Genomic DNA, 12,569 nt, shown 5'->3' with positions numbered 1-12,569 from the left:
CCTAGATCGACAACTGCATCAAACGCTCGCCCTGCACATTTTCTGTGGGCCGGCGCTTGTTCACCGCCAGTTCGCCGATCTTGATCAACCGCGTGCGGGTTACGTTGCGGCTCAGGCCGAGCAGCGCAGCGGTGTGCACCTGGTTGTAATGGCTGAAGCGATACGCCGCGCGCAACAACGCGTCTTCGACCTTCTCGTGCAGCGCCCCGGCCTGTTCTTCGAAGAGCTTTTGAAACGCGCGGTCGAGCAAGGCTTCCGGTGAATCATCGACTGTGCCGTGGTGATCGTCCTGACGCTCGATGCGCATGTTCGACAGGCGCAGGTCATCCCGTTCGATCACACCGTTGCGGCAGATCAGCAGGGTGTGGTGAATCACGTTTTCCAGTTCGCGGATATTGCCCGGCCAACTGTAGCTGCGCAGTTTCAGCTCGGCTTCTTTGCTGATGGTGATGGTGCCGTAGCCGAGGCGTTGGCTGTAGGCTTCGACGAAGTGGCGGGTCAGCGGCAGGATGTCGCCGGGACGGTCGCGCAACGGGCTGAGTTCCAGGCTGACCACGTCGAGGCGGTAGTACAAATCCTCGCGGAAATGCCCGGCGTTGATGGCTTTCTCCAGTTGCACGTTGGTCGCCGCCAGCACCCGCACATTGATGGGAATGCTTTTGCGCGAGCCGAGGCGCACCACTTCACGCTCCTGCAACACCCGCAGCAACTTGACCTGGATCGCCATCGGCAAATCGCCGATTTCATCGAGGAACAGGGTGCCGCCATCGGCCTCTTCGAACCACCCGGCCTTGGCGCTTAACGCCCCGGTGAACGCGCCTTTCTCGTGGCCGAACAGCTCGGCTTCCACCAGGGATTCGGAGAACGCGCCGCAGTTCACCGCCACGAATGGCCGGTTGCGCCGGGCGCTGAGGTTGTGGATGTGCCGCGCCACCAATTCCTTGCCGGTGCCGGTTTCACCGATGATCAGCACGCTGGCTTCACTCGGGGCGACCTGTTGCAAATGCGCGAGCAAGGCCTGGGATTTCGGGTCTTCGAACACTTGCGCGGTGGCGCGGATCGACGTGGCCAGGGCGGGCGAGGGCGGTAGGGTCAGCAGTTGCATGGCAGGCTCCATGAAGAGAAGGTCAGGAATAGAAAGTTGGAATCGGCAGGGACTGGTTCAACGCCCAATCACCCAGCTCATGGAGTTTGTAATCCACCGGGTCGTGCAGGGTTTGCGTGCGCAGGTTGCGCCAGTGCCGGTCCAGTCGCAGCGAGGCGTGGGTCGAACGCGCGCCGGTCACTTCGAACAGTCGGCTACAGAGTTCCAGGCCATTGCGAGTGGCGGCGACCTTGGCCGTGGCAATCGCCGTCGCCAGATGCCCGCGCTCTTCGGCGCTGAGGTTCGGGCCCTTGGCCCAGGCTTTGTCGAGCAAGTCGGCAGCGCGTTCCACCAACAAGCGAACGCCTTCGAGGGCAACCCAGAACTCGCCGTAATGGGCGAGCACATACGGATCCTCCCGCACGTCCTGGGTGCTGGATTTATGCCAGGGCCGGGTTTCGGTGAGGGTGTATTGCCGCGCTTCTTCGAAGGCACCTTCTGCGATGCCGAGGAACATATGGGTGAACGTCAGTTGCGCGATCAACGGCCGCAGGCAGGCGAACGGTGTGCTCAATGGACCGGGATCGAGCAGCAATTCCGACTCTTCGACCCGTACTCGTTCGAAGGTGGCGCTGCCGCTGTCGGTCTGGCGCTGGCCCATGTTGTTCCAGTCGTTGTGCAGGGTGATGCCGCTGCGACCGCTGGGGATGGCGGCGATCAAAAGTTTGCCGCCAGCGCTTTCGTCTACCGCCGAGGCGATCAGCATCTGTGAATCGCTGGCGCCGGAGCAGAAGCTTTTCTTTCCGGAAAACTCACGCCAGCCGCCGAGGTTTTTCACCACGGTGCGGGTGTCCAGTGGATTCAGGGCGTTACCCCAGAACCAGTTCTTGCGCGCGGTTTGCTCGAACCATGGCTGCCATTGTTCGGGTTTGGCGAATAGGCGTACCGTGGCGAGCATCAGGTGATGGAAACCGAAGACATGGGCAATCGAACTGTCGACCTTGGCGAACTCGCGCACGATGCTCAGGGTTTCACTCCAGCTGGCGCCGAGGCCGCCGTACTGGGTGGGAATGCTCAGCGCGAGCAGACCGCTGTTGCGCAGGGCGTCACGTTCAGCCTTGGGCGTACCGCCACGTTCGTCGCGCTCGACGGCGGTCAGGGCAAACTCGGCCGCCAATTGGCGGGCGGTGTGCAGGGGAGAGAGCAGGGCGCTTTGTGGTTTGGCCGTCACGCGGGGAATTCCTTATTGAAATCGACGCAGATCCCTTGTGGGAGCGGGCTTGCTCGCGAAGACGTCGTGTCAGTCGGCATTACGGTTGACTGACACACCCTTTCGCGAGCAAGCCCGCTCCCACAGGGAATTACCTGGTCAAGCTGTGGCTTTTGCCGGCAGCACATCATTGGCAATCATTTCGCCAAACGGCCCCGTGAGGTTGGTCACACCACGTCCCGCGAGACTGGCATACGGCTCCGGCAGCAGCGGGAATACCAGTTCGGCAAAGCGATACGCCTCTTCAAGGTGCGGATAACCGGAGAAGATAAAGCTCTCGATCCCCAGGTCCGCGTATTCCTTGATCCGCGCCGCTACTTGTTGTGGATCACCCACCAGCGCCGTCCCGGCACCGCCGCGCACCAGGCCAACGCCGGCCCATAGGTTGGGGGCGATTTCCAGGTTGTCGCGCCGCCCGTCATGCAACGCCGCCATACGCCGCTGACCTTCGGAATCAAAACGCGAGAACGACTTCTGCGCCGCCGCAATGGTGTCGTCGCTGATGTGCTCGATCAGTTTGTCCGCGGCTTTCCACGCTTCTTCAGCGGTTTCGCGCACGATTACATGCAGGCGAATGCCGAACTTCACGGTGCGCCCGTTGCGTGCAGCACGCTCACGCACATCGGCGAGTTTTTCCGCCACGGCAGCCGGTGGCTCGCCCCAGGTCAGGTACACGTCCACTTGCTCGGCAGCGAGTTCATGGGCTGCTTCCGAAGAGCCGCCGAAGTACAGCGGTGGATAAGGTTTTTGCACCGGCGGATACAACGCCTTGGCGTTCTGCACCTGCAAGTGTTTGCCTTCGAAGTCGACGGATTCGCCTTGCAGCACCCGACGCCAGATCTGCAGGAATTCGTCGGTGACTTCGTAGCGCTCGCTGTGATCGAGGAAGATTCCGTCGCCACGGTTTTCATCCGGGTCGCCACCGGTCACCACGTTGATCAGCAAGCGGCCATTGGACAAGCGATCCAGGGTGGCGGCCATGCGCGCGGAAACGGTCGGCGAGATGATTCCCGGACGAATCGCCACCAGATATTTCAGGCGTTCGGTCAACGGCACCAGCGCCGAGGCGATCACCCACGAGTCTTCGCAGGAACGCCCGGTGGGAATCAGCACGCCGTGGTAGCCAAGGCTGTCAGCGGCCTGGGCCACCTGTTTCAGATAGTTGAGCGTCACCGGGCGGGCGCCCTGGGTGGTACCCAGGTAATGGCCATCGCCGTGGGTGGGCAGAAACCAGAAAACATCCATGAAGAGATCCTTAAGCGATTTTCAGCAGATTGTTGGGGTGCACGCCAAACAACGGCGCGGCGCGTTCTGCAGCAAGACGAATGCGGGCCTTCAAGGGCTCACTGGTTATTTGATAATTCGAGAAATCGGCTTCGGTGGCGTAGACGCCAATCGGCAGGGTCAGGGCCTGGAAGAAACTGAACAGCGGTCGCAACTGATGATCGAGCATCAATGCATGACGCTCGCTGCCACCGGTGGCGGCCAGCAACACTGGCGTGTTGATTAACGCATTGAGGTCGATCAGGTCGAACAGGTGCTTGAGCAGGCCAGGATAGGAGCCGCGATAAACCGGTGCGGCGACGATCAGCAGGTCGGCGCTTTCGATGGCTTGCAGCTCGGCTTCGATTTCGGCACTCAGTTCCTGACGGGCGAGGGCGGCACCCAGTGGCCGGGCGATGTCGCCCAGTTCGATCAACTTGCTCTCGATCGGCAATTGCTCGCCGAGTTCGGCCAACAGCGCTTGGGTCAGCACCAAGGTGCGGGACGGACGCCAGGTACCGCCGGAGAGGGCAACGACTTTCAATGGACGCGACATGATCAGTTCCTTGTTAAACAGTTGCTCAGGGAGCAGTGAAGAGTCACTGGGCTTGAGCAAGACCTGTACCAATCCTTCGAAGCCCCGTATTCCGGGGCTTTCAGCGCTACGGTCAACGCAGGCTGTGTGACTGGCAGGGCCATTTGTTGAATGACTGTTGCCAGGCCAACAGTTGCGTGGGCAACAGCAGGTGCAGCGATGCGGTTGTTATAAAGGCTTGTTGTTATTCCGTAAAAGATCATTAAAAGATATTTATAGATCTTTATTGAATATGTGGCGCTCCGATGCCTGGTCCCTGATACCCACTATCGAGAGCGTTGATTTCTGCTCGGGGCGGGCCGGGCGTAGCCTTCACACATCGCCAAACACAACCTTGTCAGGACGCTCCCCATGAACCGCTTACTCACTGTTTCCTTGCTGCTCGCCGTTTCTGTCCTCGCCGGATGTGCCAGCCATGTTTCGCCGGAATTGCGGCCCTACACCGCCGAAGAAACCAAGGAACTGGCGATGGAAGCCTTGAATCGGCAAGGGTTGTCCTTTGAGGAATACCAGGCGAAAAAAGCCGCATTGCTCGGCCAGCCACAGAAGTCGTTTGGCTTCGATAGCCAAGGCGAAATGAATGCTGAACGTGCCGTACACCTTCACGGTCGCCCAAGCTAATCTGCGACTGTACTGCTCGAACTTTTACCCAACTGTCCGTGGGTTTCCCGCAAGGCGTGCGATAGGGTCAATACCTGACTGACCCTGACGGACTGCCACCATGACGCTCTCGCTCGATCTGCTACTGGGCTTCGCCCTGTTTGCCCTCGTGACCTCGATCACACCCGGCCCGAACAACACCATGTTGCTGGCATCGGGCGTGAACTTCGGCTTTAACCGCACGATTCCCCATATGCTCGGCATCACCTGCGGCTTCTTCGTATTGGTGGTCGCGGTAGGTTTTGGCCTTGGTGCGGTGTTTCAAACCTATCCGTTGCTCTATACCGTGTTGCGCTACGTCGGCGCGGCGTATTTGCTGTATCTGGCGTGGAAAATCGCTCACTCCGGGCCGGTGTCCGAAAGCGAACAGGGCGAAAGCAAACCGATCAGCTACCTCAGCGCCGCGGCATTCCAGTGGGTCAATCCCAAGGCCTGGATCATGGCCATCGGCGCCATCAGCACCTACACGCCGATGCAGGGCTACTTCACCAATGTGATCGTGATTGCCGCGGTGTTCGCCTTGATCAACCTGCCGAGCGTCGGCGTGTGGGCCGGTTGCGGTACGTTGTTGCGCAATGTGTTGAAGGATCGCCGCTGGTTGCGGATCTTCAATTGGGGCATGGCTCTACTGCTGGTCGCTTCGCTGTATCCGTTGTTGATCGAAAGCTTTCACTGACGCATTGCTTCAACCGGTTGGCCGATGCCTGTTAAGCTCGACTTCAGGAGCGTTCCTACGCACTTTTAAATGAAGTTGTTCTTCTTTAACGGCCTCCGATCAGGTATTGCTGACGTGCGGATAATTCAGCGTCGCTCACAAGGCGACGCTTTGAGCTATTTAGTCACGAGCCTCCTGATCCCGGAACACGCTCTGCGAGTCTTTTTATGAATAAACGTCCGTTGTATTTCGACTACGCCGCCACCACGCCGGTGGATGAGCGGGTCATCAAGGTCATGGTCGAGTGTCTGGGTTTCAACGGCAATTTCGGCAACCCGGCGTCCAGCTCCCATGCGTTCGGCCAGCAGGCCCGGCAATCGGTCGAGCAGGCGCGCCAGCAAGTGGCCGAGTTGGTAGGTGCCCAGGCCGAGCAGATCGTCTGGACTTCCGGCGCCACCGAATCGAATAACCTGGCGCTCAAGGGCGTTGCCCAGGCCCGAGGCGTGTCCGGCGGCCACATCATCACCAGCCAGATTGAACACAAGGCGATTCTCGACACCGCGAAACAATTGCAGGACGCCGGTGTGGCGGTGACCTATCTGGTGCCGGACGCCGAAGGCCTGATCACACCGCAAGCGGTCAGTGAAGCCATGCGCGACGACACCTTTCTGGTGTCGTTGATGCTGGTGAATAACGAGCTGGGTACGGTTAATGACATCCCGGCCATCGGGCAGGTGGTGCGTAATCGTGACGCGTTGTTTCACGTTGACGCGGCCCAGGGCGCGGGCAAAGTCGTGATCGATCTGGCCGAATGGCCAGTGGACTTGATGTCGTTTTCGGCACACAAGATCTACGGTCCCAAAGGTATTGGTGCGTTGTATGTCGGCCCGCGGGCACAACAGCGTTTGCAGGCGCAGATCCACGGCGGCGGTCATGAGGGCGGCTTGCGTTCCGGCACTCTCGCCACGCACCAGATCGTCGCCATGGGCGAAGCGTTTGCGCTGGCGGCGACCCTGTTCGATGACGAGAAAGCCACCATCGTGCATCTGCGCGAGCGCTTGCTCGAACAACTGCTGAGCCTCCCCGGCGTGCGCCTCAATGGCAGCGCTACCCAACGTATTCCCCACACCTTGAGCCTGACCTTCAATGAAGGCGAGTTCAACGCGGCGGCGCTGGGCCATTCGATCGCGTTTTCCGCGACCTCGGCCTGCAATTCCGCAAGCAATGCGCCATCCCATGTGTTGCTGGCCCTGGGGCACGACGCCCGTACGGCCGGTCGCACTATCCGCTTGAGCCTCGGGCGATTCACCACCGAGCAGGACATCGACCAAGCGATCGAACTGATTAAAGCGGCTAACGCCAGCGCCCCGGCGTTCTGGCAATAAGCCGTTAAAGCGCCGACTCAGATCGGCACTCAACAATAATGATGAAGTGGTTAGCAGGAGACATGATGAGTACGCAGCCTTTGACCAATGGATTGGTACCCCAGCGCCTGGCGCAAACCCGTGAGCTGATGAACCGCGAGGGTATTCACGCCCTGTTGGTGCCGTCGGCCGACCCGCACTTGTCGGAATACCTGCCGGGTTACTGGCAAGGTCGGCAATGGTTGTCGGGTTTCCACGGCTCGGTCGGCACCCTGATTGTTACGCCGGATTTCGCCGGCGTCTGGGCCGACAGCCGTTACTGGGAACAAGCGAGCAAGGAGCTCAAGGGCAGCGGCATTGAACTGGTCAAGCTGCAACCGGGTCAACCGGGGCCGCTGGACTGGCTGGCCGAGCAAACGCCTGAAGGTGGCGTCGTTGCCGTCGACGGTGCAGTAATGGCGGTGGCCTCGGCACGCACGCTGGGCGGCAAACTCGAAGAGCGCGGTGCCCGTCTGCGCACTGATATCGATCTGTTGAGCGAAGTCTGGAGCGATCGCCCAAACCTGCCGAACGAACCGATTTATCAACACTTGCCGCCGCAAGCGACAGTCAGCCGTGTCGAGAAGCTCGCCACGTTGCGCGAGGTATTGGCAGAACGCGGTGCCGACTGGCATTTCATCGCCACCCTCGACGACATTGCGTGGTTGTTCAACCTGCGCGGCGGCGATGTGTCGTTCAACCCGGTTTTTGTGTCCTTCGCCTTGATCAGCCAGCAGCAGGCCACTTTGTTTGTGGCCCTGAGCAAAGTCAGTGCCGAGTTGCGCGCCATCCTCGAACAGGACGGCGTGACCCTGCGCGATTACAGCGAAGTGGCCGATGCCTTGCGCGCCGTGCCGAGCGGCGCGAGCCTGCAGGTCGACCCGGCGCGCGTCACTGCCGGGTTGCTGGATAACCTGGACAGCGGCGTAAAACTGCTGGAAGGCTTGAACCCGACCACCTTGGCCAAATCCCGGAAAAGCCTGGACGACGCTGAGCATATTCGTCGGGCCATGGAGCAGGACGGCGCGGCGTTGTGCGAATTCTTCACCTGGCTGGAGTCCGCGTGGGGCCGTGAGCGCATCACCGAACTGACCATCGACGAACACCTGACTGCGGCCCGCACACGGCGCCCGGATTATGTGTCGCTGAGTTTCAACACCATTGCCGCGTTTAACGCCAATGGCGCCATGCCGCACTACCACGCCACCGAAGAAGAACACGCGGTGATCGAGGGTGATGGTCTGTTGCTGATTGATTCCGGCGGCCAATACCTGGGTGGCACCACCGACATTACTCGGATGGTGCCGGTCGGCGCGCCAACCGACGAGCAGAAGCGCGATTGCACGCGGGTGCTCAAGGGCGTGATCGCGTTGTCCCGTGCGCAATTCCCTCGGGGCATTTTGTCGCCGTTGCTGGATGCCATCGCTCGTGCGCCGATCTGGGCGGAAAGCGTTGATTACGGCCACGGCACCGGGCATGGCGTCGGTTACTTCCTGAACGTTCACGAAGGCCCGCAAGTGATTGCCTATCAAGCCGCTGCGGCACCGCAAACCGCGATGCAGCCTGGGATGATCACTTCCATTGAGCCTGGGACGTATCGTCCGGGCCGTTGGGGAGTGCGGATCGAAAACCTGGTGTTGAACCGTGAAGCGGGCAAGAGCGAATTCGGTGAATTCCTGAAATTCGAAACCCTGACCCTGTGCCCGATCGACACTCGCTGCCTGGAGCCGTCGTTGCTGACTGAGGATGAGAAACAGTGGTTCAACGGCTATCACGCTGAAGTGCGTGAGCGTTTGAGTCCGTTGCTCGACGGTGCGGCGCTTGAGTGGTTGAACACCCGGACCGCGGCTATCTGATCGACTTGAGTTCAGGCGCTCAATCGAGCGCCTGGCTCAGGCCATTCAGCTCAGGGCTTCAAGGACGAAGTCCAGTCGGTCCTGGCCGAAGAACAGTTGATTATCGATAAACATGCTCGGCGCACCGAACACGCCGCGCTGCACGGCTTTCTCCGTGTTGTCCTTGAGGGCGGCTTTGACTTCCTCATCGGCGGTCAGGGCCAGCACTTCGTTCGGGTCGAAATCGTTTTCCTTCAGCACGGCCGCGACGGTCGCCGGGTCATCAAGGCTGCGGCCTTCCACCCATAGCGCTGTGAACAAACAACCGATGAAGTCCTGGAAACGCTCTGGGTGGCGCAATTGCACGCCGGTGACGGCGCGCATCAACATCAGGGTATTGATCGGGAAATGCGGGTTGAACTTCAGTGGCACGTCGTAGCGTTTGGCGTAGCGGTCCAGGTCCTGAAACATGTAGCGACCCTTGGCCGGAATGGTTGCCGGTGATGCGTTACCGGTGGCTTTGAAGACGCCGCCCAGCAATATCGGAATGTAGATCAGTTGGCTGCCGGTTTGCGCGCAGATCTTCGGCAGTTGGGTGTACGCCAGGTAGGTGGCAGGGCTGCCAAGGTCGAAGTAAAACTCCACGGTTTTGCTCATGGTTGATGCACTCTGTTTATTGTTATTGGGGGAGGGCTTACCAGCGTTCGTTCCAGGGGCGCAGGTCGAGTTCGAACGTCCAGGCGTCCCGTGGCTGACTGTGCAGGTACCAATAGTTTTCGGCAATGTGCTCGGGGTTGAGGATGCCGTCCTGATCCTTGGTCGCGTACTTTTCCGGGAAGCTGTTGCGAATGAAGTCGGTGTCGATAGCGCCATCGACCACGATGTGGGCGACATGGATGTTCATAGGGCCCAGTTCCCGGGCCATGCTTTGGGCCAAGGCGCGAATGCCGTGTTTGGCGCCGGCGAATGCCGCAAACCCCGCGGCGCCGCGCATGCCGGCAGTGGCGCCGGTAAACAGGATTGTGCCCCGTTGGCGTGTCGCCATGCGCTTGGCCACTTCTCGAGCATTGAGAAAGCCTGAGAAACAGGCCATTTCCCAGATCTTGAAATATTTGCGGGCGGTTTCTTCGAGAATGCTGCACGGCACATTGGCGCCTATGTTGAAGACAAAAGCTTCGATGGGGCCGATCTGGGTTTCAATCTGCTCCACCAGCGCAATCACATCCTCTTCCTTACGCGCGTCGCAGGCAAAACCATGAGCTTCGCCGCCGCTGGCCTTGATGGCGTCCACCAACGGCTGGAGTTTGTCAGCGCTGCGGCGGGTGACGCAGGCGATGAAGCCTTCCTGCGCAAAACGTTTGGCGATGGCGCCGCCGGTAGCATCCCCAGCGCCGACAACCAGTACGACCTTCTTGTTATTCATGGGTAGATCCCTTTGGTAAACGATCGTTAACTGAACGGACGTTATGCTAAGATCCGGCCAGCGTCAAGGCGATCAATCCTGAGGAAAAGGCAATGCGTTACTCGCCCAGTCACAAGTTGGAAACCAAAGAGAAGCTGTTGGAAAGCAGTGCGGTGTCGGCCAAGAAGTCCGGTTTTGCGACCGTTGGTGTCGACGGCTTAATGAAAGCAATCGGGTTGAGTGGGGCGGCTTTCTACAGTCATTTTTCGTCGAAGGATGAACTATTCGCTGCAATCGTCGAACGCGAGTTGTGCCAGAGCCTGGCCCGGTTGGGTGGGCAGGGTGAACAGGATCGCGCGAGGCTGGAACGCTGTCTCAAGCACTACCTGAGCATGGCCCATGTCGAACAGCCTGAGTCCGGGTGTGCATTGCCTGCGTTGGGGGCCGAGATTGCCCGTTCAGACATCTTGGTGCGCCAGCAGGCGGAGGTGTGGATTTGTCGGCTTCAGGAGAGTTGGGCGCGGATTCTGGACAGCGACAGTCTGGCTTGGGCGATTCTGTCGCAATGCATCGGTGCGCTGGTGGTGGCCAGAATGCTGGCCACTGCGGATATCCAGCGAGCCGTGCTGCAATCCAGTCAAGATGAGATTGGCCGCCAGATTGCCGGGCGGCATCAAGCTATTTGCAAATGACGATCATGCTGCGACTGGTGTAACCGGCGGGGTTGAGACCGAAAGGATAGTCGCCGGGTTCTTCCACAGCATCTCCCGACTTGGCGATGACCTTGTAGCCCTTGGGCGCACATGAATTGGCGGCGCTGGTGTAGCACTTGTCCCACGAGGACGAGAGCCCCGAACAGTTGATATGCAGCCCTTTCTTGCCGTGTTTGACCTGGGTTTTCGAGGTCGCCGCGCAGCCCGCAACTGCAAGTACGGCGATCAGTATCAAAATTCGTTTCATTACTGTCCTTAAGCGGCCCGGATCTTACGCCCGGGTCTGGCTGCGTTCGCTGTCACTATCGCTTGACGCACTCCGATATCCCTATCTTGAAAAAGTCCATGCGTGGCGCTGGGTTGCGGGCCTAAACATGGCCTAATTGAGCGGCAAATACCAGACCTTCGTCAACTCCGGTATCAATCTGCCGCGACCACGGGCTTGGCAGCACTCCCCATGGTCATGGTCGCGCCGACGGAAGCCAGAATGATGCACAGGATGGCCATCCACTGTGACAAGGACAGGTACTCATGAAGGAACAGCAGGCCTGAGAGCGCACCGAATGCGGGTTCGATGCTCATCAGCGTGCCAAAGGTGCGTGCTGGCATTCGGGTCAGGGCGACCATCTCAAGTGTGTAGGGCAGGGCGGTGGATAGCAGGGCGACACCAATGGCCACAGGGATCAGCGACGGGGTGAGCAGTGCGGCGCCTGCGTGAACAATCCCGATAGGCGCGACGAACAGCGCGGCGATAATGACGCCCAGTGCGGCGGTTGTTACACCATTATCGGCCCCGGCCTTTTGGCCGAAGAGAATGTACAGCGCCCAGCAGGCACCGGCGCCCAGTGCATAACCAGCGCCAATCAGATCGATTCCGGCCGTTGCAGCTCCCGTAGGGATCAATAGCAGTAAACCGACGGCGGCGAGTGCGATCCAGAGAAAGTCGATGGCGCGACGCGAGGCATAGATAGCGACCGCCAGCGGCCCGGTGAACTCCAGAGCCACTGCTATGCCTAGCGGGACAGTACGCAAGGACATATAGAAGAGGAAGTTCATCCCGCCCAGTGCCATCCCGTAGATGATGACGGTGCGCAGGGATTTGGCTGTGAGCTTCGCTCGCCATGGGCGCAGTAGCAATAACATGATCACGCTGGCGAAGATCAGCCGCAGGGTGGTGGTTCCTTGAGCGCCGACAATGGGGAACATGCTTTTGGCCAGGGAGGCTCCGGACTGGATCGATGCCATGGCTATTAATAGCAGGCCAACCGAAAAGAGGGTCGAGGCAAGGCTGCGGGGTTGGTCATTCATTGCGAGGCATCGTCCAAGGTAGGAAGCGAAAGTATTGTTTTATGTGTTGGGCAATATACTGCGCATTCGTTTCGGTCGCGTCTATATATAAGCAGGGTTTTTCAGCATCCTGATAGAAAAGCTAAATCAGTGCTTGACGGCAGATTCTGGAAGTCTATAATTCGCCCCACTTCCGGCGCAGTCGAAACGGAAAACTCCTTGGTAAACAAAGAGTTACGTAGGTTTCGGCAGCAGGTTGCTTCAGTTCATCGAAGCGCAAAAGGAGTTGAAAAAGAGGTGTTGACAGCAGCGAGTAACGCTGTAGAATTCGCCTCCCGCTAACGAGAGATCGAAAGCGCAAGTGGTTGAAGTTGCAGAGGAAACTTTGAAAACTTCTGAAAA

General features: G+C 59.4%; 13 protein-coding genes. 5 read left to right on the top strand and 8 right to left on the bottom strand.

Annotated elements, in window-relative coordinates; translation table 11 throughout:
* Position 1: 1 nt before the first annotated feature.
* The 4 genes from ACWIKB_RS15350 to msuE all read right to left on the bottom strand — a co-directional run bounded on the left by ACWIKB_RS15350 (position 2) and on the right by msuE (position 4,173).
* Positions 2-1,105, bottom strand: coding sequence for a sigma-54 interaction domain-containing protein (locus ACWIKB_RS15350; RefSeq protein WP_054052190.1), 1,104 nt, complete (start codon positions 1,103-1,105; stop codon positions 2-4).
* Positions 1,106-1,127: 22 nt separating this feature from the next.
* A complete protein-coding gene (locus tag ACWIKB_RS15345; RefSeq protein ID WP_475267886.1) occupies positions 1,128-2,315 on the bottom strand; it encodes an acyl-CoA dehydrogenase family protein in 1,188 nt (395 codons plus the stop codon).
* 138 nt (positions 2,316-2,453) lie between these two features.
* The gene (gene ssuD, locus ACWIKB_RS15340; protein ID WP_475267884.1) at positions 2,454-3,599 is read right to left on the bottom strand and encodes an FMNH2-dependent alkanesulfonate monooxygenase; all 1,146 of its coding nucleotides are present in this window, start codon (positions 3,597-3,599) and stop codon (positions 2,454-2,456) included.
* A gap of 10 nt (positions 3,600-3,609) precedes the next feature.
* A complete protein-coding gene (msuE, locus tag ACWIKB_RS15335) occupies positions 3,610-4,173 on the bottom strand; it encodes an FMN reductase (protein WP_475267882.1) in 564 nt (187 codons plus the stop codon).
* A gap of 390 nt (positions 4,174-4,563) precedes the next feature.
* Here msuE and ACWIKB_RS15330 point away from each other — a divergent pair, with 390 nt between their 5' ends.
* The 4 genes from ACWIKB_RS15330 to ACWIKB_RS15315 all read left to right on the top strand — a co-directional run bounded on the left by ACWIKB_RS15330 (position 4,564) and on the right by ACWIKB_RS15315 (position 8,786).
* The gene (locus ACWIKB_RS15330; RefSeq protein WP_475267881.1) at positions 4,564-4,833 is read left to right on the top strand and encodes a hypothetical protein; all 270 of its coding nucleotides are present in this window, start codon (positions 4,564-4,566) and stop codon (positions 4,831-4,833) included.
* A gap of 100 nt (positions 4,834-4,933) precedes the next feature.
* A complete protein-coding gene (locus tag ACWIKB_RS15325) occupies positions 4,934-5,548 on the top strand; it encodes a LysE family translocator (RefSeq protein ID WP_475267879.1) in 615 nt (204 codons plus the stop codon).
* A gap of 206 nt (positions 5,549-5,754) precedes the next feature.
* Positions 5,755-6,912, top strand: coding sequence for an aminotransferase class V-fold PLP-dependent enzyme (locus tag ACWIKB_RS15320; RefSeq protein ID WP_475267877.1), 1,158 nt, complete (start codon positions 5,755-5,757; stop codon positions 6,910-6,912).
* Between the two features lie 65 nt (positions 6,913-6,977).
* Positions 6,978-8,786 (top strand): aminopeptidase P family protein, encoded by a 1,809-nt coding sequence (locus ACWIKB_RS15315; RefSeq protein ID WP_475267875.1) that lies wholly within the window; start codon positions 6,978-6,980, stop codon positions 8,784-8,786.
* Positions 8,787-8,831: 45 nt separating this feature from the next.
* On the opposite strand, the gene ACWIKB_RS15310 is transcribed toward ACWIKB_RS15315, so the two are convergent.
* Together ACWIKB_RS15310 and ACWIKB_RS15305 are read right to left on the bottom strand one after the other, a co-directional pair.
* Positions 8,832-9,422, bottom strand: coding sequence for a 2-hydroxychromene-2-carboxylate isomerase (locus tag ACWIKB_RS15310; protein ID WP_475267873.1), 591 nt, complete (start codon positions 9,420-9,422; stop codon positions 8,832-8,834).
* 37 nt (positions 9,423-9,459) lie between these two features.
* A complete protein-coding gene (locus ACWIKB_RS15305; protein WP_475267871.1) occupies positions 9,460-10,188 on the bottom strand; it encodes an SDR family oxidoreductase in 729 nt (242 codons plus the stop codon).
* Positions 10,189-10,280: 92 nt separating this feature from the next.
* Between ACWIKB_RS15305 and ACWIKB_RS15300 the strand changes: the two genes are divergently transcribed.
* Positions 10,281-10,859 (top strand): TetR/AcrR family transcriptional regulator, encoded by a 579-nt coding sequence (locus ACWIKB_RS15300; RefSeq protein WP_475267870.1) that lies wholly within the window; start codon positions 10,281-10,283, stop codon positions 10,857-10,859.
* Here ACWIKB_RS15300 and ACWIKB_RS15295 read toward each other — a convergent pair.
* Positions 10,846-11,127 carry a hypothetical protein gene (locus ACWIKB_RS15295; protein WP_041069802.1) on the bottom strand — a complete coding sequence of 94 codons (282 nt, stop codon included), beginning with the start codon at positions 11,125-11,127 and terminating at the stop codon, positions 10,846-10,848. The two genes, ACWIKB_RS15300 and ACWIKB_RS15295, sit on opposite strands and share 14 nt — an antisense overlap.
* 173 nt (positions 11,128-11,300) lie before the next feature.
* The gene (rhtA, locus tag ACWIKB_RS15290; protein WP_475267869.1) at positions 11,301-12,188 is read right to left on the bottom strand and encodes a threonine/homoserine exporter RhtA; all 888 of its coding nucleotides are present in this window, start codon (positions 12,186-12,188) and stop codon (positions 11,301-11,303) included.
* Positions 12,189-12,569: the final 381 nt, after the last annotated feature.

Source organism: Pseudomonas sp. 5Vm1k, assembly GCF_056161485.1.
The sequence above is the reverse complement of the archived record's forward strand: the minus strand, read 5'-3'. Positions and strand labels throughout refer to the sequence as shown.

Bases quoted from the DNA above. Each gene is read 5' to 3' on its own strand.
- ACWIKB_RS15305 (WP_475267871.1), bottom strand. From the start codon at position 10,188: ATGAATAACAAGAAGGTCGTACTGGTTGTCGGCGCTGGGGATGCTACC.
- ACWIKB_RS15320 (WP_475267877.1), top strand. From the start codon at position 5,755: ATGAATAAACGTCCGTTGTATTTCGACTACGCCGCCACCACGCCGGTG.
- ACWIKB_RS15325 (WP_475267879.1), top strand. From the start codon at position 4,934: ATGACGCTCTCGCTCGATCTGCTACTGGGCTTCGCCCTGTTTGCCCTC.
- ACWIKB_RS15350 (WP_054052190.1), bottom strand. From the start codon at position 1,105: ATGCAACTGCTGACCCTACCGCCCTCGCCCGCCCTGGCCACGTCGATC.
- ACWIKB_RS15315 (WP_475267875.1), top strand. From the start codon at position 6,978: ATGAGTACGCAGCCTTTGACCAATGGATTGGTACCCCAGCGCCTGGCG.
- rhtA (WP_475267869.1), bottom strand. From the start codon at position 12,188: ATGAATGACCAACCCCGCAGCCTTGCCTCGACCCTCTTTTCGGTTGGC.
- ACWIKB_RS15295 (WP_041069802.1), bottom strand. From the start codon at position 11,127: ATGAAACGAATTTTGATACTGATCGCCGTACTTGCAGTTGCGGGCTGC.
- ACWIKB_RS15330 (WP_475267881.1), top strand. From the start codon at position 4,564: ATGAACCGCTTACTCACTGTTTCCTTGCTGCTCGCCGTTTCTGTCCTC.
- msuE (WP_475267882.1), bottom strand. From the start codon at position 4,173: ATGTCGCGTCCATTGAAAGTCGTTGCCCTCTCCGGCGGTACCTGGCGT.
- ACWIKB_RS15310 (WP_475267873.1), bottom strand. From the start codon at position 9,422: ATGAGCAAAACCGTGGAGTTTTACTTCGACCTTGGCAGCCCTGCCACC.
- ACWIKB_RS15300 (WP_475267870.1), top strand. From the start codon at position 10,281: ATGCGTTACTCGCCCAGTCACAAGTTGGAAACCAAAGAGAAGCTGTTG.
- ssuD (WP_475267884.1), bottom strand. From the start codon at position 3,599: ATGGATGTTTTCTGGTTTCTGCCCACCCACGGCGATGGCCATTACCTG.